This window comes from Halorientalis sp. IM1011, assembly GCF_001989615.1.
GTDB lineage: Archaea > Halobacteriota > Halobacteria > Halobacteriales > Haloarculaceae > Halorientalis.
Window position 1 is genome coordinate 348,024 of sequence record NZ_CP019067.1, and the last position, 22,088, is coordinate 370,111.

The following is a 22,088-nucleotide window of genomic DNA, read 5'->3' on the forward strand; positions in this document are numbered from 1 at the left end:
GTCTCGACGGGTATTGTTGCGCAATTCATATCGCCTGCAGTTATTCGATACGATTCTCTGAGGTTCAGGGCGCGCGTTCGCCGGCTTCGACGGTCGTCTCCAGCCAGTTCTCCTCGGGCGGGAGCGGGCAGGCGAACGTCTCGCTGAAGGCACAAAACGGCGAGTACGCCAGGTTGAAATCGAGGGTGATCTCGTCGCCGTCGTCGAGTTCGCGGTCCGGTTCCAGTTCCATGTACCGACCGTTCTCGTAGGTCGCCTGCCCCGTCGTCTTGTCGCGGAACGGGACGAAGATCGCGCCGTCCTCGCCCTCCTGTCGGTACCCGTGGAGGTCGTAGGATTCGCCGTCCAGTTCGAAAGAGAAGGTGACGATCCGGAGGTATCGCACCGCCGGGCCGTTGGTCGTCTCCATCTCGACGGGGTCGGGGTCGTCGTGGACCGTGACCGTCGCCGTGACGCGATAGTCCGGGTCGGGCTGGTAGTAATCGAGACCGTCGAAGTCGTCGCGCTCCTCAGGGGGAATCGGCGACTGGCGGTGCTCGGCGAAGAACTGGTCTTTCTCCTCGCGGTTGGCCGCGAGGCGCTGGGCCCACTCGGCGCTGTCGTCGGTCATACACTCGGTACTGGTCCGGACGGTTTCAGTCCGGCGGCTCGGGTCGGCACCGGGGGCCTACCCGGGCCAGACCAGCGAGAGGACTGCGAGGACGATGAATATGATGACGAGCCACTTCGCGATGTCCATCGACAGGCCCGCGATACCGCCCGCACCGAGAATGCCGGCGAGCAAGGCCAGGACGAAAAACCCGATCGCGAGTTCGAGTATCGCCACGGCTATCCCCCTCCATCGACGCGATGTCGGTTCGCGCGCCGATCGGTCGTACGTGCCGCAGTGCGGTCGGACATGGCTATTACGGATAGTCCGCCGACAGGTGTGAGACTGCGGCTTGCACGTGCGTGCTCCTTTTCGTGCCCGTGTCCGACCGGGAGATTGATAACGACCGGGTCGACGCAAGCGATAGAGTCGAGCATGACGCCCGTCGAGTTGGTCGGTGCCGCGCTGGCGCTGTGCGCGTCGGTCGCGGCCGGCACAGTCGCCCACGAGGTATCGCACGCACTCGTCCTCCGAGCGAGCGGCCACTCCTGTGTGATCCGGTGGCGCCCGGACCGCGACGACGGACGGCTCCGCCCCCGAAGCGCCCTGGCGTCGGTGACGCCCCGGGTCGGGTCGACGAGCTCGCCGACGGCGTTCAGACTCGCCGCTCTCGCACCCCTGGTCCTCGCTCTTCCGCTTGCACTCGCACTGCTTGGCGTCGTTCCCGACCCCTTCCAGCACGCTCCAGTCCCGGTCCAGGCCGCGCTCGTCGGCTGGCTCGGCTGTGCGCTCCCGAGCCCGCAGGACTTCGCCGTGGTCTGGTACGCCGACCGAGCCATCGCGCAGGCGACCCCGGACGACGACGAGCGGCCCGGGTCGACCGGTGACCTCGCCGAGTCGGCCTGATCAGGGTCGGAAGTCGAACCGCGGCGGATCGATGTCGGGCGTCCGGTGGTCGACCCGCTCGCCGCCTTCCGATTTGCGAAAGCTCAGATAGAACGTCCGGCCGCAGCCGTCCTTCTCGGGGTCCGGGTCGTTCCCGTCACCGTCGGACCTGCGGTCCGACGAGCCCCCACTCGTTGTGCTCGCTGGGACACCCTGTCCCACCGCCTCGCCCTCACCGCCATCGCCGAGACAGACGAACTCGATGCCGTCGGCGGCCTCCCGCTTCTCTATGTCGTCGGTCGTGCTCGCGTACTCCCAGCCGTCGAGCGGTTCGCGGGTCACGCAGTCGTCGTCGAGGTACCCCTCGCGTTCGACCCCAGTCACCGCCCCGCAGTACGGGCAGTGATAGGTGACTTCGACCATGCGGTCCGTTGGGGGCCGAGGGATTTAGCTGGCCCGCCGGCGGCCACGGAGATGGCAAAGGTACTTGCCCCGAGGAACCGACGGGTCCAGTATGATAGACGAGACGGTCGAGGAGATCGAGCAGATGCAAACCCACTCCTCGTCGGTCGTGGCCGTGAAGGCCGCCGCCGCCCTCCGGGAGCTGACCGAGGGGGAGTACCCGACGGTCGAGGAGTTCGTCGTGACCCTCGAGCGCAACGCGAACGCGCTCAAGCGGGCCAACCCCTCCCACGCGTCGCTGCACAACGCCCAGCGCGAAATCGTCACGGCCGTGAAAGACGCCGACGCCGACTCCGTCGACGAGGCACAGGAGACCCTCGCCGACGCCATCGACCGGGTCGTCGACCGCATCGAGAGCGCCAAGAGCGAGGCGGCGAAAAACGGCGCGGAAGTCTTCGACGACGGCGCGACGATCCTCACGCACGACTACTCCTCGACGGTGCTAGAGGCCGTCGAACTCGCCGCACAGGAGGGCAAGCACCTCGACGTGTACGTCACCGAGGCGCGGCCCCGCTACCTCGGCCGGAAGACGGCCCGGGTGCTCTCTGGGATCGACCGCGTCGATCCCCACCTGATCGTCGACGGCGCGGCCGGGCACTTCCTCTCGGAGTGTGACCGCGTGGTGACGGGCATGTCCTGTATCGTCGAGGACACGCTGTACAACCGGATCGGCACCTACCCCATCGCGGCGGCGGCCGCCGACGTGGGGGTCCCGACGACCGTCGTCGGATCGGGCGCGAAGATCATCGAGGGCGGGTTCGCCTTCGAGAACGAGATTCGGTCGCCGAGCGAGGTGATGCGGGAACCCCCGGAGGGGTTCACCGTCGAGAATCCGGCCTACGACGCGACGCCGACGCGCCTCCTCGATACGGTCGTCACCGACGAGGGCGTCAGGGAGTTCTAGGCGTCGACACGGCGCGACCACTGCAACCAGTGGCGCACCGAGTGATGCCAGAGACGCGCGACGGTCTCGACCGTCCGGCCGACGGGACCGGCCATCGGCGCGTCGTCGCTCGCGGTGTCCCGGGCGGCACTGTCGGAGGGCAACGGACGGTCCGCGATCGTGGCCGAACACTCCGGACAGCGCAGCTGTCTGGTTCTCGTCACGTAGTCGTCGGAGGCGGTCCAGTCGCCCCCGACGAAACTCTCGTGGCCACAGTCCGGACAGAACAGAATCGACTTTCTGCGACCGGTTTTCCGGCTGCCGTCTGGCGGTTCCTGCGACCGACGAAGGTCGGGAGAGCTCATTACCCACGTTACGGTCCGGACGGCTAAAGTCCTGTTGGCGTACTGAATAATCGTGACATACGCCCCGTTCGTTGTCGACGATCGTTCCCCGTATTTCGAGGGCCAACGACAACCCTGTGTTTAAGTCAGCGGGCCGGGATGGGGTGGTATGAGCGGGCCATCGACGTTCGGAGCGGCGGGTGGGGATTCGGTGGCCCAGGTGTCGACACCGGCACCAGCACCGCCGGAGACGCCAGATGGTGGCAGTGGCGCTGGGGAGGCGACGCAGACTGCTGTGAACACCACGACGCCGGAGTCGGTCGAGACCATGATCCCGACGTCGTGGCTGCCGTTCCCGGTTCCGGCCTGGGCGCTCGACATCTTCGCGACCCTGCTAATTTTGGGACTCGCCTGGGCGACTTCGCGGCTGGCCGTCGCCGTCTTCGGCCGGCGCATCTCACAGCGGTTCCGCCGGCCGAGCATCACGCGCATGGTGCTGCGAGGGATCCGGGGCGCCATCTACTTTCTGGCGATCCTGGCGATACTGCCGATATACGGCGTGAGTCTGGGCGACATCACGCTGTCCGTGGCCGTGTTCTCGGCGGCGATAGGTGTCGTGCTCGCCCCCATCGTCGGGAGCATCATCAGCGGGATGTTCCTGCTGGCCGACCAGCCCTACGAGATCGGCGACATGGTCGAGATAACCGACACCGGCCAGCGTGGGTTCGTCGACGACATCACGCTCCGGTACACCAAGATCATGACGCTCGACAACACCTTCGTCGTCGTCCCCAACGGCGAGATCCGCAGTCGGGACGTGGTGAACTACTCCGCCGAGGACACCCGGACCCGCCAGACGCTGGACATCGTCGTGACTTACGAAGGCGACCTCGCGAAAGCCCGGGATCTGGTCGAGCGGGCGGCGAAAAACGTCGACCGGGTCATCGAGGGTGGCCCGGACATCCGCGTCGGGAGCGCCCGGTACCCCGCCGCGCCGACCTGCTACATCGAGACCTTCGGCGATCACGGCGTTCACCTGCGCCTGCGTTACTGGCTGGAGGAGCCGTACAAACTGCTGGCGACCAAATCGCGGGTCCAGACGAACGTCTGGCAGCGACTCGAAGACGCGGACGTGGAGATCGCCTACCCCCACCAGCACGTGGTCTTCGACGAGACAAGTGGACAGATGGAGGTCGGTGTCAACCCGCCGCGGCGACGGCCCGAGCCCGACGCCCACCAGCCGGACCCGCGTGCCGACGGGCTAAACGGCGAGAACACGGATACCGGGGAGCCACCGGAGGACTAGACCGTGACGATCTTGGCGTCGAGTTCCTCCTGCAGGAACCGCTCGATGTCGGGGTCGTCGGTGACCCGGCGGATCATCCGCCGCCAGCGGCTGGCCTGTTTTCGGCCGATGACGACGATGTCCGCCCGCGAATCGGCTACCTCCTCGAGGATCGTCTCCTCGACCAGCATTCCGGTACGGACCACGTAGCGGACGTCGGGCAGGTCGCTGAAGGTGTTCTCGACGGCTCGTTTCAGTTCGCCCCGCGAGACACGTCGGGAGTTGTGATAGAGGTTGATGTGGAGGACGGTCAGACTGGCCGCCTCCTCCAGCGCGATCTCGACCGCCCGACGGAGCGTTGCTGTAGAGTGCTCGGTGAGCGGATAGCGCACCGGCACGACGACCTGCGTCATCGTCCTCGAAAACACTCGCCCACAGTGTCAACCTTTCCTTCCCGGAGGCGACTCCGCCCTCGCGACTGCGCCAATCTAATCGCTGGCGTGCTGGATTCGCCCCTCCACAGTCGGGTCGATACCCCGGTCGCGGGCGTAGGCGGCCAGTACCTGGTACTGTGTCGACAGCCGCTCGACGCGGTGGTGATCGGAGAGCACGGGGAACTCGTGGTCTGTGTGGAGCAGGTAGTCGGTCGTCGCGACGGTGTAGGTCTCCCCGTCGGCGGAAACCGGCTCCCCGTCCAGCCGGACCGCCTCGACGCCGCTGCCGTTCCGGTGGACGGTGAGACCGCTGACGTGGGCGTGCCAGCGGTCGGCCACGGCCTGGACGTGTTCGCCGTCGGCCTCCCGGCAGAGCTGTCGCAGTTCCCGGCCCGTGAGTTCGGCGACGATCACCGGCTCGTCGAACGGGACCACGCTGACGAGATCAGCGACGGTCACGTCGCCGGCGAGCGGTGGCCCCTCGCGGATGCCCCCGGAGTTCTGGAGGCCCACGTCCGCGTCGGCGGCCCAGCGATAGGCGTCGGCGACGAAGTTGCCGATCCGGCACTCCCCGGTGTGTTTGATCGCCCGGTCCCTCGTGATCGGGTCTTCGACGTGCCCGACCACCTCGTCCAGTCCGGCGGCCGCGCGGCGGCGCTCCATCGCCTCGGCGACCGACTCGTCGACCGGCGCGTCCGCCACGTCGTGAACCGTGACGGCGTCCGGCGACGGGACCAGTTCGAGGTCGACCTCCAGCACGCTGTGCCCGTTCGCACCGGGCCTGGTACAGAGCGTCCCGTCGACCGTCTCGACCCGGCGCGAGTGGACGTGCCCGCCGAGGATCGCGTCCACGTCGGTCTCGCGTGCGAGTTCGTCGTCTCCGCCACCCAGATGCGAGAGGACGACGACGGCGTCGACGCCCCGGTCCCGGAGGCGGTCGGCCTCCCGCCGGACCGCGGCGACCGGATCGGTGAACGCCAGCTCCGACGCACCGGGACACATCGACCCGGTCTTGGGGTCGGTGACGCCGGTCAGTCCCACGGTCGTGCCGTCGACCTCGACGACCGTCGAGGGGACGACGCCGGCCTCGCTCGCGAAGCGTTCGCCCGCAGCGTTCTCGCCTGTATCCTCGCCCCACTGGACGTTGGCGCTCACCCAGGTCTGGGGTGACTCGCGGACGATGTCGGCCGTCGCGTCGGGGCCGTAGTCGAAGTCGTGATTGCCGAAGGTGTCCGCGTCGGGGGCGACGGCCGAGAAGAAATCGAGCGCCTGGCGACCCTCGGTCACCATCGAGAGCACGCCCGGTGCGGTGTTGTCGCCGGTGCCGAGGACGAGCGTGTCGTCGTCCCGGCGCGAGCCGACGAGTCCGGCCAGCCGGCCGATCCGGTCGGGGTCGTCGTAGGCGTTCTCGATATCGGAGTAGTGGAGGACGCGAGGCGGCATTCGGTTACGAGTACGCCGCGAGTCGACAAATCCTCTTCGACCGGCCGCGAGAAGGCAGGAATTTACGGCCGGAGCCATCAGTACACCCCATGGAAGCCCGGACGACAGAGGACGGAGAGCAGCTGTACGTCGCCCGCGAGGAAGCCGAAACCGGCTCGAAAGGCCCTTTCTTCGTCGTCTACGCCGACCCCGACCGCGAAGACCGCTGGGGCTACTTCTGTTCCAACTGCGAGACTTTCGACAACGCGATGGACGCGATGGGCCGTATCCAGTGTAACGTCTGCAGCAACATCCGCAAAGCCGACGAGTGGGACGCCGCCCACGAGTGACTGCGGCCCGGAGATCGGGTGCAGACATCTCCTGGTGCGGGCCTCACCTGGAACCTATAACTTTCCGATCAGGTGAATACACTTAAGCAAGCGCGTGTCATACACCCACGCGGATGGCGACTGTTACCGCGCCACTAGCCGAGAAGGCAGAGGCCATTTTCACCGATCTGGGATACGTCGTCGAACGCGATGGCCGGGAGTTACGCGCACAGCGAAAGTGGCGGGTCGTAAACGTCACACCGGTCGACGAGCCGTCGACGCCGGCCGACCCCGGCGAGTTCCACTGTCTCGTCACCTGGCAGGAGAAGGCGACTGCGGTTCGTGACCGACTCGAACGGCGGGATCCCGACTACGAGTGGGCGGTCATCGGGATCGAAGAAAACGGGGAGTACGAGGTCTGTCACGCGCCGGACGTGAACGTCAGCGCCTGAGCGCGCGGCGGGCCGCGTTCGCGCCCGCGTCCGCGTCCACATCCGCGTCCAGCGCTTCGAGCGTGTTGCCGAGCGCATTCGTCAGCGCCAGTACGTTCTCCGCGCGGGCGCTGTGACCCATACAGCCGATTCGCAGGATATCGCCCGAGAGGTCACCGAGCCCGCCGGCGATCTCGATACCGTACTCCTCCACGAGCGCCTCGATGACGGTCCCGTCGTCGACGCCAGCCGGGAGCCGCACGGCGTTCAGGCTCGGCAGCCACCAGTCCTCCTCGGGGTTGAGTTCCAGCCCCATCGCCTCGACGCCGGCCTTGAGCGCACCGGCCACGCGGCGGTGGCGCGCCCAGCGGTTCTCGATACCCTCCTCGGCGACCAGCCTGAGCGCCTCTCGGAGCGCGTAGACGTTGGTGATCGGCGCGGTGTGGTGGTAGGCCCGCTCGTCGCCCCAGTACTCCTGGAGCAGTGAGAGATCGAGATACCACGAGCGGACCGGGGTCTCCCGGCTCAGCACCTTGTCCATCGCCCGGTCGTTGAGCGTGAGCGGGCTGGCACCCGGCGGACAGGAGAGACACTTCTGGTCGGCCGAGTAGGCTACGTCGATGCCCCACTCGTCGACGCGCAACTCGACGCCACCGAGGGAGGTGACGGTGTCGGCGATCACGAGCGCGTCGTGTTCGTGGGCGATGCTCGTCAGTTCCGGGACGTTCGGCTGGAGTGCGCCGGTGCTCGTCTCGGCGTGGACGAACCCCAGAATGTCGGGCTGGTGGCGGTCGAAGGCCTCCTCGACGGCGGCGGGGTCGAGCGGTTCGCCCCACGGCGCGTCGACGAAGACGGCCTCGCCGTCGGCTCGGCGGACCATCGCGGCCATGCGCTCGCCGAAGTAGCCGTTGCCCGGGACCAGCACCGTGTCGCCGGGTTCGGTGAGGTTGGCGACGGCGGCCTCCATCGCCGCCGATCCGGTGCCGCTCACCGGAATGGTCCACTGGTTGTCCGTGCGGAAGGCGTACCGCAGCAGGTCCTGCACGTCGTCCATGATCTCGACGAACGCCGGGTCGAGATGGCCCACGAGCGGCGTACTCATCGCCCGCAAGACGCGGGGATGCACGTCGCTCGGCCCGGGGCCCATCAGCATCCTGTCGGGTGGTGACAGCTCCCCGACCCTCGGTCTGTCCATACCTGTTCGTTGTGAGAGACACCACCAAAAGTAGTGTGAGAGAAAGCTTGTCATGGGGCATCGCCTAACCGCGGATTAGGCAGTGCCGAGCGAGGGCGTCCCACGCGGAGCTTAAATACGCTCGTCACGAAGGATGGGTGATGTTTCTCGGCCACGGACTGCTCGCGTTCGCCCTCGTCGCCCTCGCCGGCAGCGCAGTCGGGTGGTCGCGCGAGCGTGCGTTGTGGCTCGGCGTCCTCGCCGGGGCGTTCGCGACCGTCCCCGACGTGGACATGCTGTACGCGCCCATCGGTCTGCTGGGCGGCGCGAACGGCCTGCTCGACGCGTCCGAAGCGTTCTGGAACGCCAGCAGCGTCGTCCACCGCTCGATGACACACTCGCTCGTCCTCGGCGTGGTCGCCGCCCTCGCGTTCGCGCTCGTCGCCGTCCGGTATCGCTCGACGGTTCACAGCCGGTACCGCCTGTCCGCCACAGCCGTCGGCGTCGGCCTGCTCGTCGGACTCGTCGCGGCCGCGGGCCTCGTCAGCCACGGCCTCGCAGCCGTGATGGTCGCCCTGTTCTGTCTGGCCGGCCTCGGCGTGACGGTCGTCGCCGCGCGTCGTGGCGTCGCCCCCCACCTCGTCGGCGCGACGGCCCTGATCGGCCTCCTGAGCCACCCGTTCGGTGACCTGTTCACCGGCGAACCACCGGCGATGCTCTACCCGCTCGACGCGACGCTGTTCGCCGGGCGCGTGGCGCTCCACCCCGACCCGACGCTGCACCTGCTCGGCGCGTTCGCGATCGAACTCGCGACGATCTGGCTGGCCGCGTACGCACTCTTCGCCCTCACCGACCGACGCTTCCGGGACTATCTCAGTCCCCGGGCGGGACTGGGGGCCGGCTACGCCGCGGCAGCGCTCGCCCTCCCCGCGCCCACGCTGTCGGCGTCGTACCCGTTCGTGTTCTCGATTCTGCCGCTGGCTTCGGTGGGAGTCGTCGGTGCAGCCCGGCGATCGGGCGACCAGTTCCCGCTGGGGCGAGTCCGGCCGACGCTCTCGGACTGGCCGACTGCGCTCGCGACGGGACTGGCTGCCGTGACGCTGGCCGCGGCGGGGTACACGCTCGCGTACCTGCTCGTGTAGGCCGCTCGGCCGGTACCGTTTCGGGACAGGAACGCATACGCGACAGCCATGGACGATACGGGACTGAGTCGGATGCTCCGGAGTCGGCGTGGAAACGCGCTCCTCGCGTGGCTGTTCGTCGGGCTGGTACTGATCACGAGTCTCGCGAGCGTGGTGACTGGGGACCTGCTCTGGGCGGTCTTCGCCGCCGTCGTCGCAGTCATCGCAGTGCTACCGGCGCTCAAGCTGCGATCAGTCTGGGTGATGCCGCCCTGGGAAGTCGTGCTGCTGGCGACCGCACCGGTGTTGGGCCACCTGTTCGCGGTCGAACTCCTGACGGGACAGGCACAGAACACCGCCCGTTACGTCTCCGTGGCGGCGCTGGCCCTGCTCGTGGCCGTCGACCTCGACGGGTTCACGCCCGTGGAGATGAACGAGAGCTTCGGGGCGGTGTTCGTCGTCGTCACCACGCTCGCGACCGCCGGCATCTGGGCGGTCGTCCGCTGGACCGCCGACGGACTCGTCGGCACCGGCTTTCTCGCCTCCGAACACGCCCTGATGCTGGAGTTCGTCGGCTCTGCCACCGCGGGGGTCGTCGCCGGCCTCGTGTACGTCTTCTACCTGCGCCGACGGATTCGGCCGCGTGACCGCGTCCCCGAGGGGGTCGATCCGTCGTGAGACTCCGCGACGCCGTCGGGATATCGACGCGGACGCAGGCCCGCCTCTCGTGGGCGATGGAGGTCGCGCTCGTCGGGATCCTCCTTATCGGCCTCTACCGCGGCAGTCAGGGCGTCGTCGTCAACACCGTCGTGGCGCTGGTCGTCACGCAGCTTCCGCCCCTGCTCGAACGGGACTTCGAGATTCCGATGGATCCGGCGCTGACGCTGTGGATCACGAGCGCCGTCTTCCTGCACGCGCTGGGGACCATGGGGCTGCCCTGGAGCGACCTCTCGTTCTACGAGTCCGTCGGCTGGTGGGACCACCTCACCCACGGCCTGTCGGCGTCGGTCGTGGCCGCGGTCGGCTACGCCACCGCCCGCTCGTTCGACGAACACGCCGAGGGCGTTCACCTCCCGCCGAAGTTCATGTTCGTGTTCATCCTGCTGTTCGTGCTCGCCTTCGGCGTCCTCTGGGAAGTACTGGAGTTTCTGATCACCGAGGTCTCGGCCGCGTTCGGGCTCGGGACCTTCCTCACCCAGTACGGGCTGGAGGACACGATGCTCGACCTGGTGTTCGACTCGGTCGGCGCGGTGATCGTCGCCACGTGGGGCACCGCCCACCTCAGCGACGTGGTCGGCGCGGTGAACGACCGCGTCGAGGAATGGCTGGCGACGCGCGGGGAGTGAATCCCGGGTCGCGACGGTCAGAGGAAGAGCGCGGGAATCGTGTTCCGAAAGATGTTGAGCGAGATCACGAACAGCAGCGCGACGACGAACCAGTTGAACTTCGCCTCGTCGATCTCCAGTCGCCGGAGGTAGGTGCCGATCAGCAGGCCGATGATCGTGACGACGGCGATGACCGAGCCGAGCCAGAGCCGGTAGGTCGTCATCAGGTCGGTGAAAAACGTCATCTGGACGATCCGCACGGTGAAAATCGCCGCCAGCACCATCGAGAGCCCGCCGATGTACCGGTCCACGTCGCGCTCGAAGGTGTGGAAGTACGCCGGCAGCAGCGGGCCGAGGTTCGCGACCGCGAGCAGGAACCCTTCGAGGAAGCCGGCCGTGCCGAGCGCGACCGGGTGGTGGGCCTCCCGGACCGTCACGAAGTTCTGGACGACCTGAAAGACGACGTAGCCGAAGATGACCAGACCGATCAGAAACGGGACGATGGGGCCGGCGCTGAACTCGGCGAGAAAGACCACGCCGACGACCGTCCCGACGACGGCCAGCGCCAGCAGCGCCCACTCCTCGCGGACGAACTCCAGCCCGGTGTCCGTCTCCCCGATCTGGAACATGTTGAGCATCCACGGCGGGATGGCGAGGACGACGACCGCGAGCGTCGGGTCGATGACCGTCGCGAAGATGGGGGTCGTGATCAGCGCGTAGCCGAACCCGATCATGCCCTTGACCGCGCCCGCGAGGACCGCGACGAGGACGAATGCGGCGAGCAGCCCACCGGAAACGTCCGACTGGAGGCCCCGCGTGACGTTGTCCATACCCGGGAAGAGGACGACCGACCCGGCGGCGACCATCGCGGTCGCGAAGACCATCATCACCTCCCGATACCGGAACGCCCGCAGGTTCGCGAGGAACTGTGCCACGTCGAGTTGCGTGTTGCTCGTACCCATAGGAGACTGACGAGCGAGACCGACTCGTCGGTTATCGGTCGTAATCGGTGCGGCCTCTTGGGTCTGCACTTGCCAGTAAGAAGGGTGTCCGGTCCCGGAGCCGTAATATCGGCCGAAACACCGTCGCTGGCCGCTATAGATCGGTACAGTGCGTGAAACCGCCGGTTCGAGGGCGACATAGACGGCGGCAAGAATTTCGACGCCCCGGTGACGAGAGCGGATCTGTCCGACGATATCAGTCGTCGGACGCTGTTCCCGGGGCAGATTCCGCCGCGGGAGCCGGCGGTTCGTGGGTCCCGAACTCGGGGTGGGTCTCCTCCATCCAGACGTAGACGACAGCACCGGAGAGGAACATCAGGCCGGCGGTCACGTAGAACGCGGCCTCGGCGCTGACGAACTCCATCGTCACGCCGATCAGGATCGCGCCGACGCCGTAGCCCGAGTCGCGCCACATCCGGTAGACGCCCATACCGGCGGATCGCCAGGTCGGATGAGCGGCGTCGCCGGGCACGGTCATCAGGTTCGGGTAGAGCAAGGCCATGCCGAGTCCCGAGACAGCGGCCAGCACGGCCCACGGGATGTAGCCCTCGACGAACACCATTCCGAGGACGCCGCCCCCGGCGAGGAACATCCCCGCGACCACGGGAGGCCGGCGACCGATCCGGTCGGCGAGGCCACCGGTCGCGATCTGGAAGAAGTACATCGCGCTGTGGACTCCGACGACGACGCCGACGGCCGCGATACCCAGCCCCTGACTCGTGAGATAGAGCGGGACGGCGATCCAGAACAGGGTGTCCACGAAGTTCTCGACGTGACCGGCCTGGGCCGCGGCGAACAGCGTCCTGTCGCCGTAGGTGGCCCGCTTCAGCACTTCCTCGAACGGGAGGTTGGCGTCGTGGTGGTCGTCGTCGCCCTCGGCCTGTGCGTACTGGACGGTCTCTCTGATCAGGAAAATCGAGATCAGGAAGGCGAGCACGACGACGGCCGCGAGGAAGTAGAACGGCTCGGGCCGGAGGCTCGTCCGGGCCGCGATGACGCCTGTGATCCACGCGCCGGCGGCCACGCCCGTGTAGCCGAAGGCCTCGTCGATGCCGACCGCGAGGCCGCGCTGGTCGGGCCCCGCGAGGTCGATCTTGGCGTTGATCGCCATGCTCCAGGTCAGCGCCTGATTGACGCCCAGCAGGACGTTCCCGAAGACGATCCAGTTCCAGCTGGGGGCGAAAATCAGGATCAGCGGGAGCGGCAGGGCGGTCGCCCACCCCAGAACGAGGACGGGCTTGCGGCCGTACTCTTCGCCCCACTTCCCGGCGTAGAGGTTGAGCAGCGCCTTCACGAAACCGAAGGAGACGACGAACGAGCCGATCACGAGGAACGACTCGACGCCGAGGATGTCCTCGCCCAGTACGGGCACGACGGCGCGTTCCGAGCCGATCGTGAGGCCGGTCGCGAACACCAGCAGGACGTGCAGCGAGAACTGTCCGAGGTGTTCGCGGATGCCCTGCTGGAGATCTGTTGCCGTACTCATCGGTCACTCCGCCGCACAGTTGTTCGGCCCCAGTTCGAGGTCGGCCACCTCCGACTCGCTGACCGACGCCTGGCCCACGTTGGCTCGCTTGACGCGCTCGAAGTTCGGCGGGTGATCGGGAACGTCGGACGCGAGCGTCTCGACGAAGTCCCCGCGATCACGGCCGAGGTCCGCGTTGCGCGCTCTGACCTCTCCCAGCGTCGCGACCACGGGCGGATCGGGCGAGCCGGGGTCGTGTGCCGGCAGGACGACCACGTCGTCCGGGTACGCCAGCAGTCGCTGGAGGCTCTCGTACAGCGTGGCGGCGTTGTCCTCGACGTCCGCGTCCTCGATGCCGGCCTCGACGCCGAGTTCGACGCGGCCGACGCTCTCGTGGAAGAGCGTGTCGCCGGTGAGCAACGCCTCGCCGCCCACGTCGAACGAGACGCTCCCCTCGCTGTGGCCCGGGGTGTGGATCACCTCGACCTCCACGTCGCCGACCGCGAGCGTCTCCCCGTCTTCCAGCGGAGTCGCGTCGATCTCCAGCGCGTCCGCGGGGTGGAGGGAGTAGGGAGCGTCCCGACGGGCGGCCAGTTCCGCGCCGCCGGAGACGTGGTCGGCGTGGGCGTGGGTGTCGAGAGCCGCAACGAGGTCGGCGTCGTACTCGTCGAGGAGCGCCTCGTACTCGTCGAGGTAGTGGGAGGCGTCGAACACGGCCGCCTCGCCGTCCGAGACGAGGACGTGCGAGAGACAGCCCTTCCCCGGACGGGCCACCTGCAGCAACTGCCCGTCGATATCGACCGGGATCGGTGCGTGCCGATGGACGCGGCTCCAGCCGCTCATGCCATCTTCGAGCGTCGCCGCGTCGTATCCCATCTCTTCCAGCACGTCCGTCGCCGTCCGGGAAACGACGCCCTCGGTACAGACGGTCACGATCGCTTCGTCGGGCAGATCCGCGAGCGCCTCTCTGGCCGCCCCGGGGTCGTCGACGAGGTCGTCGTAGACGTCGACGTTCCTGCTCCCCGGGACGTGCCAATCCTCGAACTCCTCTCGGTGGCGAATGTCCAGGACGAGTACGTCCTCGTCGTCGGCCTGGAGTCGCCTGCCGAGTTCCTCCGGCGTGATCTCTGACATCGGTACGCATCCGTAGGGCTATCGTTCGATTATAGGTGCTGCCGGACATGACCGGCACCGTTATTCCGGCACAGCCGCAATCCCCGGTATGGCACTGTACGAGGCGTCGCTTCGGGTGAGACACGAGTGTCCCTACCGGGAGATCTCGGAACGGCATCCCGATCTCACGATCCGGGAGTGGCCGTTGAGCGACTGTCAGGTACTGGAGATATCGGCGGACGAGACGCCGACGGACCGTCTGATGGAAGACATCGACCGGCTCGGGACGGTGCTGCACGAGTCGGCCGACGACGCCGGGTACCACGTCGTGACCCAGTCCTGTCTCTGTTCGCTGGAGGAGTCTATCGTCGACCGGTTCGAGGAGTACAACTGCCTGTACCAGTCGCCGACGATCTATCGACAGGGCTGGGAGCACTACACGGTCATCGCGTTCGACGAGGGCGACGTCCGGGCGTTGCTCGACGATCTGCGTGCCGACCGGGACATCGAACTCCTCTCGAAAACCGCCATCGCCGAGAAGCAGATCCCACACAGCATGCTGACGCCGGTCGACCGGCTGTTCGACGACCTGACCGACCGGCAACTGGCGGCGCTCCAGTTGGCGCTCGAACACGGGTACTACGAGCAACCCCGGAAGACGTCGCTCCGCGACATCGCCGACCGGACCACCGTCTCGAAGTCGACCTACGAGGAACACCTTCGGAAGGCCGAGAACAAACTGCTCACGAACGCGGGACGGTACCTGCGGTTGGTGACTGCGAGCGCGTCGACCGACCCGCTCCACGCGGAGCAGCCGGGACCGTCCGAGCAGAGCGCCGACTGAACACTGGCGGCGGTCGGGGCGACGTGCCGTCGAGGATCCGAACGCGACGCTCAGTCGGTCGTCGACGCGCCCTCGAACCGGCTGGCGGGCAGGAGGAGTTCGTTGACGCCGGGGAGATACTTGACGTTGAAGACGATCTTGGCCTCGTCGGTGACGGGCGAACTGATACAGGAGAGGCGGATCCCCTTGTCGAGCATCTCCTGAGGGAGGATGTGGTTGGTCGGGGTCGGCATCTCGCCCTCGACGACGGCCACGGCGCAGTTGGTGCAGGCACCGCCCCGACAGGCGAACGGCCAGGCGTGGCCGTCGTCCTCGGCGGCTTCCAGTAGCGACTGGTTGGGCCGGACACGGAGCTCTCCGTAATCGTCCTCGTCGAGGTACGCACCGGCGGCCTTCTCGAACAGGTCATCGTCGGTGAGTTCCCAGCCGTGGTCGTCGAGGACCTCGTAGTCGAGGTACTCGACGCGGGTCCCTTCCGGTTCCGCGGTCGTGCCGTCGACACTCGATTCCGACCGGCCAGGCTCCGGGTGGCCGGGATCGGTCTCGTCGGCTGGCTCCCATCCGTTCTGAATTTTCTCGTAGGCCTCTTTGACGCGCTGGAACTCGCGGGCCGAGCCGCCACGGTCGGGGTGGGCCTCCTTCACCCGTCGACGGTAGGCTTCGCGAACCGCCGCGTCGTCGGCGTCGGGCTCGATCCCGAGAATCTCGAATGGGGAGTCCACACGCTCGCTACGGCTCTAGCGTATAAATCCCCTCCCTCTCCAACAAGTTATTCCGGGTGGGGGACGTGGACGTAGGGCACGGTTTCGGAGCGGTGTGACTCGTGGCGGACCGGGTTCCACAACGAATACAGGGAGCGTCGACAGTGCAACGTACATGAGCGATACCGGGGATACCGAGTTCGCGGCGGAACTCGAAACGACGTTCGTCGAGGCGTTCGAGGCCGACGAAGAGACGGCGGCAGTCGCGGCCGAGAAGGCCGCGGCCTTCCGCGAGGAGTACCACGAGGACCTCACGGTCGCGGAGTTGACCGACCGCCTGGCCGACGACAGCTACGACGCCTTCGAACACCGGTTCGACTACACCGTCGGCAACCTCGCGGCCGCCGTCGACGATTGCACCGACTCGCGGCAGTTCCGGATCGCCGGCTTCGGCGACCTGGCAGCCGATCCCGACCAGGGCGCCTGACAGGCGCCAGCGAGGTCGACTGGCCGCTCAGAGCGGCCAGGTCCCGTCGTCGCGATCGCCGAGTCGCTCGCGCGTGTCGGCGGTCAGGGAGTACGTTCCGTCGTCGTCTCTCTCGATGTCGCCGGCGCGGGTCAGATGATCGAGGTGAGCCGACGCCTCGCCGGGCCCGTGGAGGACGTGGATGTCGTCGAGGTCGCCGAACAGGTCGGCGCTGACCTCCCACGCGTTCGACGGGCCGAGGTCGTCGAGCGCCCGGAGGACGCGGTAGGCCCGTTCCTCGTGGTGATGGATGATCTCCTCGGCACGTCCTGTGGGGTCGTCGATGGGGTCGCGGTGGCCGGGCCAGGCACGCTCGAAGTCGGCCTCGGCGATCCGGCCGAGCGTGTCGAGGTACCGCTCCAGCGGACGGTCGACGCGCACGTCGGCCCCACCGACGTTGGGTGTGTAGACGGGCAACACGGCGTCGCCGGTGAGCACCTCGTCGCGGTCGGTCATGACGAACGAGCTGAGGCCGGCGGTGTGGCCGGGCGTGTGCAGCACTTCCAGCGTGGTCTCACCTACGTCGAAGCGGTCGCCGTCCTCGAACGTCTCGACTTCTGCTCCGGCCGCGTGGTGGTCGACGCCGGCCTGCATGACGGTCAGCAGCGTCTCCCGTCGGTCCTCGGGCATCCCCCACTCGTCGAAGGCCGCTCGCTGCTGGGCGCGGAAATCGTCCCACGCGTCGTCGTCGCCCGCGATCAGGGGCGCGTCCGCCGGGTGGGCGTAGACGGTGGCACCGCCGGCGTCCTGGATCTCGGCGGCGAGACCGGCGTGGTCGGCGTGATAGTGAGTGAGAAAGACCGCGTCGATGTCGGCGAACTCGACGCCGTGGTCTGCGAGACCGTCGGCCAGTTGCTCGCGGGTGTCGGCGGTCGCGATGCCGGTGTCGACCAGCACCGTCCGGTCGCCGGTGAACAGATAGGCGTCGTTCTCGCCCTCGAAGTACGTGTTTCCGAGCGTGATCCGATGCATACGATAGCAGATATTCTCGACGGGGGAGGACTTAAACCCGGCGAGAATCTTAACGGCGTTTCGGTCGCCCGGAACTTATTTTTCCAATGGTAACGATGGGCCGGTATGTCCGTCCGGCCGACAGCGGAGCGCGGCGTCCGGGAGCACCTCTAAGCATGTCCGAGACACGGTACACACACGAGGAGTGGTCCAGCGAGCAAAGCGACGCGTCCGTCTCCGTCGACGGGCACGATCTGTCGGTCGCCTTCTTCGACTCGGCGGAGGAGGGCGAGGTCGACACCGCGAACGAGGACCCGCCGATCGTCTTCCTGCACGGGATTCCGACGTGGTCGTACCTCTGGCGGGACGTGGCGCCGGCCGTCGCCGAGGCGACCGACCGTCGGGTGATCGTCCCCGATATGCTCGGGTACGGCAACTCGGCGATGCACGACGGGTTCGACCGGTCGGTCAGGGCACAGGAGCTGATGCTCCGGGAGCTGCTCGACGAACTCGAAATCGACGAGTTCGCGCTGGTCGCTCACGACATCGGCGGCGGCGCGGCGGTCCGGTACGCCGCCCACCGGCCCGGCGAGGTATCCGACCTCGTGATGGCCAACGCCGTCTGTTACGACTCCTGGCCGGTCGAGTTCATCTCGAACCTCGGCCTGCCCGACACCGCCGATCAAGCGCCCGAGGAGTTTCAGTCGATGCTCGAGGGAGCCTTCCGGCAGGGGCTCTACGGCGACGATGCCGACGAGACGTTCGTCGAGGGGATCGCCGCACCGTGGACGACCGAGACCGGACAGGTCTCGCTCTGTCGGAACGCAGTGGCCACGAACACCAACCACACGACGGAGATCGACTACGGCCAGATCGAGGCCGACCTGCTCTGTCTCTGGGGGGCCGACGACGTGATGCAGCCGCTAGAGTACGGACAGCGACTGGCCGAGGAGGTCGGTGGCGAGGTGGTCGAACTCGACGCCTACCACTGGGTCGTCGAGGATCGCCCCGAGCGGTTCGCCGAGGAAGTGTCACAGTTTCTCGCGGAGTGAACACCTGTAACAAAAGGATAAAATGAATCTACATACCACCACACAATCGATGGAGGGAGACGCGTGAGCGCCGATCAGAATCCACCGGACTGGGAGTTCAAGGAACGGGACGTGTTGATACTGCGCGAGCTATCCCGGGACCCACAGCTGTCCTCGCGTGACCTGGCGCGCATCCTCGAAACGGAACACGACATCGAGGTGTCCCACGTCACCGTCAGCGAGTCGATCCGCGGGATGCGCGAGGAGGGCGTCTTCCGCGAGGCGATCATCCCCAACGAGGAGTACTTCATCTTCGGGATGTTCGAGTTCAAGATCAACCCCGAGCACTTCGAGGAGGGCTGGCGTGACGCCATGGAGTACATCCGGGACTCGCCGAACACGCTGATGTACTTCCTCTCGGACGGCGAGTACCAGTGGAAGTCGGTGATGATGTTCCCCGACCGCCAGACCGAGTCCAAGTGGATCCACGACTTCTACAAGGAACACGGCGAGGTCGTCGACAACCTCCGCAACTCCGTCGTCCACAACGTCCTCAAGTTCCGGACCGACCCGGAGATCTTAGAGACACTCCACGAGGACGACTGAGAAAACGCCCCGTCCGCTCTCCCGTCAGGTCACCAGCGAGAGCATCTCACAGGACAACACCGTATCGCCGGCCTGTGTGACCACGTCGATGTCGTACCGGACGACGCCGGTCGCGACCGGGTGATCTCGCCGTTCTTTTTCCAGAACCTCGATTTCGACGTGGATCGTGTCGCCGATGAACGTCGGCCCGACGAACCGCACCTCGTCGATGCCGTAGAACGCGACTACGGCGTCGCGTTCCTTCTCCGATCGGGATTGCCAGAGCAGCCCCGTCGCGACCGAGAACACGAGCATGCCGTGGGCGATCCGCTCACCGAACTCGGAGTCGGCCATCGTCTCCGCGTCGGTGTGGAGGTGGTTGAAGTCGCCGCTGACGCCGGCGAAGTTCATCACGTCCGCCTCCGTGATCGTCCGACCCTTGGTCTCGCGCTGTTCGCCGATCTCGACGGTCTCGAAGTAACTCTCTGTCATATGTCGCTGTCCGTGAACAGCCGGTAGGTCGTCGCGCCGATGGCCACGATCTTCTCCTCGCCGTCGTCGGTCTCGCCGGTGACGGTGACCCGTGTGACGCCGGTCGACGTGCCCGATCGGATGACCGCTGCCTCGACCTCGATATCGGAGGTCGCCGGCCGGACGTACTTCACGTCCAGATCCGTGGTGGCGAGCGTCGTCTCCATCGGGTCGTCCATCGTGGTCCGGAGCGCGAAGGCGCTACAGGTGTCGATCAGCGTAGCGGTCACGCCGCCGTGGATCGTCCCCGTCACCCAGTTGGCGAGTTTCTCCTGGTAGGGGAGGTGCATGACCGCGCGACCTTCCTCCAGATCCTCGACCGAGATGTTCAGCCACGAGAGGTAGCCGTGGTTCTCCAGGACGTACGCGGCGACCTCCGCGCTGGGGGCGTCCGGGTCTATGTCCATCGGTCCCCCGGGCCCGCCGTCACCGTCTTCCGCCATCTACTTGCCCTCGAACTCGGGGTCGCGGTCCTCGGCGAACGCGGAGGTGCCCTCCAGCACGTCTTCGGTACTCAGGAGGAGCCCGAAGCTCTGGCTCTCCATGGTCAGCGCCGCTTCGAGGCTGGCGTCCTCGCCGCGGTTCATGACCTTCTTGGCGTAGTCGAGCGCGACCGGCGGCCCCTCGACGATGTCGTCGACGAACTCCGCACACACATCGTCGAACTCCTCGGGCTCGACGGCGCGGTTGATGAGGCCCCAGTCCTCGGCCTTCTCGGCGGAGATGCGCTCGCCGCGGAAGACGAGTTCCTTCGCGCGAGCCTCGCCGATCATCCGCATCGTGCGCTGGGTGCCGCCGCCGCCCGGCAGCAGGCCGAGGTTGATCTCCGGGAAGCCGAACTCGGAGTCGGTGGTCGCGACCCGGAGGTCACACGCGAGCGCGAGTTCGTGCCCGCCGCCGAGACAGAAGCCGTCGATCTTGGCGATGGTGGGCTTGGGGAAGTCGTTGACCGTCTCGAACATCGAGGTGATGGTGCCCCGCTCCCAGGGTTTCGCGCCCGCGAAGCCACCGATGTCCGCACCGGCACAGAACGCGCGGTCGCCGGCACCCTCGAAGGTGACCACGCGGACCTCCTCTGGGTCGGCGTTGTTCAGGACGTGTTCGATCTCGTCCATCAGGTCCTCGTTCAGGGCGTTCATCCGCTCGGGCCGGTCGAGTTCGATGGCCAGCACTTCGCCGTCTTCGAGGACGTTCAGCGTGCGGTACTCGCGGTCGCCGTCGTCGCCGCCGTACTCGTAGAAGCCCTGCCCGGCGTCCTCGCCGGTGTGGCCCCCGTTGACGAGTTCGACGAGGTAGTCCGCGGGGTCGTACCGCTCGGCCTCGGTCTGTTCGTGCAGGGTCTCCAGTTTGTCGAGGACCTGATCCAGCCCGATCTTGTCCGCGCGCCGGCAGGGGCCTTCGGGGAAGCCCGCACCCAGACGCATCCCGGTGTCGATGGCGTCGGGGGTGGCGACGTCGTTGCCGATGAGCTTCGCGGCCTCGTTGATCATCCGGGCCTCGATGCGGAGCCAGTCGAACTCCTCGGTCACGTCCTCGTGGCCGTAGTCAGCACCGTCGCCGTCCTCGTAGTCGTAGTAGCCCTTCCCCGTCTTCTGGCCGAGTTCGTCGGCCTCGACCTTCTCCTCGACGATGGGCGGGACCGGCTTGCCGGCCTCCTTCCGGACGTGATAGCCGATGTCGATCCCGGTCAGGTCGCCCAGCTCGAAGGGGCCCATCGGGTAGCCCCGCTCGTGGACCATCGTGGCGTCGGCCTCGCGGATGGTGGCCTCGTCGTTGCTGACCATCCAGCCGGCCTCGTCGCCGAACGGACCGAGCACCGAGTTGACGACGAAGCCGTTCACGTCCTTCCGGACGTAGATCGGCGTCTTGGCGATGGACTCGACGAAGTCGTAGGTGGTTTCGGCGGTCTCGTCGGAGGTCTCCGCGCCGTAGATGACCTCGACGAGGTCCATCTTGACGGGCGGGTTGAAAAAGTGCATCCCGACGACCTTCTCGGGCTTGTCGGTGGCTTTGGCGATCTCCGTGATCGACAGCGAGGAGGTGTTCGAGGCGAGGATGGCGTCCTCGGGTGTGAACTCCGTGAGGTCGCCGTAGATGTCCTTCTTGAGCTCCATCTGCTCGGGCGCGGCCTCGATCACGAGGTCCACGTCGGAGACGGCGGTCTCCAGATCGACCTCGGTGTCGATCCGGGCCATCACGTCGTCGGGGTCCTCGTCGACGATGCCCTTCTCGGAGAGCTTCTCGAGGCTCCACTGGATGTCCTCGTAGCCCTCGTCGACGATCTCCTGTTCGATGTCCCGCATCACCACGTCGTAGCCGGCGATGGCGACGACCTCCGTGATGCCGTGGCCCATGTTTCCGGCGCCGAGCACCGCGACTCGCTCGATGTCGTCAACTGACATGCGGGGTAGCTGTACGCCCACCGGTTTAACTCCACCGGAGCAGCGGAACACTGTTAGATTAACACAGATATCTCTCGTCTGTCGTAAAGCAGAGAGGGGTGAGCATGTGATTCGTGTTAAGACCTGCCTGGTACACCGGGTACGGGTTGCAACCCAGGAACCCCTTCCAACGTTACCCACATATGCCTTTCGCCTTCCATCGGAAGGGATTACTACCAGGCCTTCGTGGAGCGTTAATGGTATGCACTCTCTAC

General features: G+C 66.9%; 27 protein-coding genes. 12 read left to right on the forward strand and 15 right to left on the reverse strand.

The window, feature by feature from the left end; genetic code table 11:
* Nucleotides 1-64: 64 nt before the first annotated feature.
* Together BV210_RS01805 and BV210_RS01810 are read right to left on the reverse strand one after the other, a co-directional pair.
* Entirely contained in the window at nucleotides 65-610 is a 546-nt protein-coding gene (locus BV210_RS01805; protein WP_077204989.1) for a DUF1684 domain-containing protein, read from the reverse strand.
* A 57-nt stretch (nucleotides 611-667) separates the two neighbouring features.
* On the reverse strand, nucleotides 668-820 hold the full coding sequence (locus tag BV210_RS01810) for a DUF1328 family protein (RefSeq protein ID WP_077207933.1): 153 nt from the start codon (nucleotides 818-820) through the stop codon (nucleotides 668-670).
* Between the two features lie 204 nt (nucleotides 821-1,024).
* Here BV210_RS01810 and BV210_RS01815 point away from each other — a divergent pair, with 204 nt between their 5' ends.
* The gene (locus BV210_RS01815; RefSeq protein ID WP_077204990.1) at nucleotides 1,025-1,495 is read left to right on the forward strand and encodes a hypothetical protein; all 471 of its coding nucleotides are present in this window, start codon (nucleotides 1,025-1,027) and stop codon (nucleotides 1,493-1,495) included.
* On the opposite strand, the gene BV210_RS01820 is transcribed toward BV210_RS01815, so the two are convergent.
* Nucleotides 1,496-1,897, reverse strand: coding sequence for a hypothetical protein (locus BV210_RS01820; protein ID WP_077204991.1), 402 nt, complete (start codon nucleotides 1,895-1,897; stop codon nucleotides 1,496-1,498).
* 91 nt (nucleotides 1,898-1,988) lie between these two features.
* Between BV210_RS01820 and BV210_RS01825 the strand changes: the two genes are divergently transcribed.
* Nucleotides 1,989-2,840, forward strand: coding sequence for a translation initiation factor eIF-2B (locus BV210_RS01825; RefSeq protein ID WP_077204992.1), 852 nt, complete (start codon nucleotides 1,989-1,991; stop codon nucleotides 2,838-2,840).
* Here the strand turns inward: BV210_RS01825 and BV210_RS01830 are convergent.
* Nucleotides 2,837-3,184 carry a hypothetical protein gene (locus BV210_RS01830; protein WP_077204993.1) on the reverse strand — a complete coding sequence of 116 codons (348 nt, stop codon included), beginning with the start codon at nucleotides 3,182-3,184 and terminating at the stop codon, nucleotides 2,837-2,839. The two genes, BV210_RS01825 and BV210_RS01830, sit on opposite strands and share 4 nt — an antisense overlap.
* A gap of 307 nt (nucleotides 3,185-3,491) precedes the next feature.
* On the opposite strand from BV210_RS01830, the gene BV210_RS01835 reads away from it, so the two are divergent.
* On the forward strand, nucleotides 3,492-4,469 hold the full coding sequence (locus BV210_RS01835; RefSeq protein WP_084802668.1) for a mechanosensitive ion channel family protein: 978 nt from the start codon (nucleotides 3,492-3,494) through the stop codon (nucleotides 4,467-4,469).
* On the opposite strand, the gene BV210_RS01840 is transcribed toward BV210_RS01835, so the two are convergent.
* Nucleotides 4,466-4,861: a universal stress protein gene (locus BV210_RS01840; protein WP_077204995.1), complete on the reverse strand. Its 396-nt coding sequence runs from the start codon at nucleotides 4,859-4,861 to the stop codon at nucleotides 4,466-4,468. The two genes, BV210_RS01835 and BV210_RS01840, sit on opposite strands and share 4 nt — an antisense overlap.
* Nucleotides 4,862-4,936: 75 nt before the next feature.
* Nucleotides 4,937-6,325 (reverse strand): bifunctional UDP-sugar hydrolase/5'-nucleotidase, encoded by a 1,389-nt coding sequence (locus tag BV210_RS01845; RefSeq protein ID WP_077204996.1) that lies wholly within the window; start codon nucleotides 6,323-6,325, stop codon nucleotides 4,937-4,939.
* An 89-nt stretch (nucleotides 6,326-6,414) separates the two neighbouring features.
* On the opposite strand from BV210_RS01845, the gene BV210_RS01850 reads away from it, so the two are divergent.
* Nucleotides 6,415-6,654, forward strand: a complete 240-nt coding sequence (locus tag BV210_RS01850) for a DUF5816 domain-containing protein (protein WP_077204997.1) — start codon at nucleotides 6,415-6,417, stop codon at nucleotides 6,652-6,654.
* A 113-nt stretch (nucleotides 6,655-6,767) separates the two neighbouring features.
* Nucleotides 6,768-7,085: a hypothetical protein gene (locus tag BV210_RS01855; protein WP_077204998.1), complete on the forward strand. Its 318-nt coding sequence runs from the start codon at nucleotides 6,768-6,770 to the stop codon at nucleotides 7,083-7,085.
* Here BV210_RS01855 and BV210_RS01860 read toward each other — a convergent pair.
* Entirely contained in the window at nucleotides 7,075-8,259 is a 1,185-nt protein-coding gene (locus tag BV210_RS01860) for an alanine--glyoxylate aminotransferase family protein (protein WP_077204999.1), read from the reverse strand. The genes BV210_RS01855 and BV210_RS01860 overlap by 11 nt on opposite strands.
* A gap of 140 nt (nucleotides 8,260-8,399) precedes the next feature.
* On the opposite strand from BV210_RS01860, the gene BV210_RS01865 reads away from it, so the two are divergent.
* The 3 genes from BV210_RS01865 to BV210_RS01875 are packed head-to-tail and all read left to right on the forward strand — an operon-like array spanning nucleotide 8,400 to nucleotide 10,705.
* A complete protein-coding gene (locus tag BV210_RS01865) occupies nucleotides 8,400-9,380 on the forward strand; it encodes a metal-dependent hydrolase (protein WP_077205000.1) in 981 nt (326 codons plus the stop codon).
* Nucleotides 9,381-9,428: 48 nt separating this feature from the next.
* On the forward strand, nucleotides 9,429-10,037 hold the full coding sequence (locus BV210_RS01870) for a hypothetical protein (protein ID WP_077205001.1): 609 nt from the start codon (nucleotides 9,429-9,431) through the stop codon (nucleotides 10,035-10,037).
* Nucleotides 10,034-10,705 carry a hypothetical protein gene (locus tag BV210_RS01875; RefSeq protein ID WP_077205002.1) on the forward strand — a complete coding sequence of 224 codons (672 nt, stop codon included), beginning with the start codon at nucleotides 10,034-10,036 and terminating at the stop codon, nucleotides 10,703-10,705. Before BV210_RS01870 ends, BV210_RS01875 begins: the two co-directional genes overlap by 4 nt.
* A gap of 17 nt (nucleotides 10,706-10,722) precedes the next feature.
* Here BV210_RS01875 and BV210_RS01880 read toward each other — a convergent pair whose 3' ends face one another.
* The 3 genes from BV210_RS01880 to BV210_RS01890 all read right to left on the reverse strand — a co-directional run bounded on the left by BV210_RS01880 (nucleotide 10,723) and on the right by BV210_RS01890 (nucleotide 14,284).
* Nucleotides 10,723-11,646: a TSUP family transporter gene (locus BV210_RS01880; RefSeq protein ID WP_077205003.1), complete on the reverse strand. Its 924-nt coding sequence runs from the start codon at nucleotides 11,644-11,646 to the stop codon at nucleotides 10,723-10,725.
* Between the two features lie 235 nt (nucleotides 11,647-11,881).
* The gene (locus BV210_RS01885; RefSeq protein WP_077205004.1) at nucleotides 11,882-13,171 is read right to left on the reverse strand and encodes an MFS transporter; all 1,290 of its coding nucleotides are present in this window, start codon (nucleotides 13,169-13,171) and stop codon (nucleotides 11,882-11,884) included.
* 3 nt (nucleotides 13,172-13,174) lie between these two features.
* The gene (locus BV210_RS01890) at nucleotides 13,175-14,284 is read right to left on the reverse strand and encodes a rhodanese-like domain-containing protein (protein ID WP_077205005.1); all 1,110 of its coding nucleotides are present in this window, start codon (nucleotides 14,282-14,284) and stop codon (nucleotides 13,175-13,177) included.
* An 88-nt stretch (nucleotides 14,285-14,372) separates the two neighbouring features.
* On the opposite strand from BV210_RS01890, the gene BV210_RS01895 reads away from it, so the two are divergent.
* Nucleotides 14,373-15,107: a helix-turn-helix domain-containing protein gene (locus tag BV210_RS01895; protein ID WP_077205006.1), complete on the forward strand. Its 735-nt coding sequence runs from the start codon at nucleotides 14,373-14,375 to the stop codon at nucleotides 15,105-15,107.
* A 50-nt stretch (nucleotides 15,108-15,157) separates the two neighbouring features.
* On the opposite strand, the gene fer is transcribed toward BV210_RS01895, so the two are convergent.
* Entirely contained in the window at nucleotides 15,158-15,829 is a 672-nt protein-coding gene (gene fer, locus BV210_RS01900) for a ferredoxin Fer (protein WP_077205007.1), read from the reverse strand.
* Between the two features lie 154 nt (nucleotides 15,830-15,983).
* On the opposite strand from fer, the gene BV210_RS01905 reads away from it, so the two are divergent.
* Nucleotides 15,984-16,295 carry a hypothetical protein gene (locus BV210_RS01905; protein ID WP_077205008.1) on the forward strand — a complete coding sequence of 104 codons (312 nt, stop codon included), beginning with the start codon at nucleotides 15,984-15,986 and terminating at the stop codon, nucleotides 16,293-16,295.
* A gap of 27 nt (nucleotides 16,296-16,322) precedes the next feature.
* Here the strand turns inward: BV210_RS01905 and BV210_RS01910 are convergent, their stop codons facing one another.
* A complete protein-coding gene (locus BV210_RS01910; RefSeq protein WP_077205009.1) occupies nucleotides 16,323-17,306 on the reverse strand; it encodes an MBL fold metallo-hydrolase in 984 nt (327 codons plus the stop codon).
* A gap of 155 nt (nucleotides 17,307-17,461) precedes the next feature.
* On the opposite strand from BV210_RS01910, the gene BV210_RS01915 reads away from it, so the two are divergent.
* Together BV210_RS01915 and BV210_RS01920 are read left to right on the forward strand one after the other, a co-directional pair.
* Entirely contained in the window at nucleotides 17,462-18,337 is an 876-nt protein-coding gene (locus BV210_RS01915; RefSeq protein WP_077205010.1) for an alpha/beta fold hydrolase, read from the forward strand.
* A 63-nt stretch (nucleotides 18,338-18,400) separates the two neighbouring features.
* Nucleotides 18,401-18,922: an Lrp/AsnC family transcriptional regulator gene (locus tag BV210_RS01920; RefSeq protein ID WP_077205011.1), complete on the forward strand. Its 522-nt coding sequence runs from the start codon at nucleotides 18,401-18,403 to the stop codon at nucleotides 18,920-18,922.
* A gap of 24 nt (nucleotides 18,923-18,946) precedes the next feature.
* On the opposite strand, the gene BV210_RS01925 is transcribed toward BV210_RS01920, so the two are convergent.
* Genes BV210_RS01925 through BV210_RS01935 form a run of 3 tightly spaced genes read right to left on the reverse strand, consistent with a single transcriptional unit; the run spans nucleotide 18,947 to nucleotide 21,834 of the window.
* Nucleotides 18,947-19,393 (reverse strand): MaoC/PaaZ C-terminal domain-containing protein, encoded by a 447-nt coding sequence (locus BV210_RS01925; protein WP_077205012.1) that lies wholly within the window; start codon nucleotides 19,391-19,393, stop codon nucleotides 18,947-18,949.
* On the reverse strand, nucleotides 19,390-19,875 hold the full coding sequence (locus tag BV210_RS01930; protein ID WP_253741584.1) for a PaaI family thioesterase: 486 nt from the start codon (nucleotides 19,873-19,875) through the stop codon (nucleotides 19,390-19,392). Before BV210_RS01930 ends, BV210_RS01925 begins: the two co-directional genes overlap by 4 nt.
* On the reverse strand, nucleotides 19,876-21,834 hold the full coding sequence (locus BV210_RS01935) for a 3-hydroxyacyl-CoA dehydrogenase/enoyl-CoA hydratase family protein (RefSeq protein WP_077205013.1): 1,959 nt from the start codon (nucleotides 21,832-21,834) through the stop codon (nucleotides 19,876-19,878).
* Nucleotides 21,835-22,088: the final 254 nt, after the last annotated feature.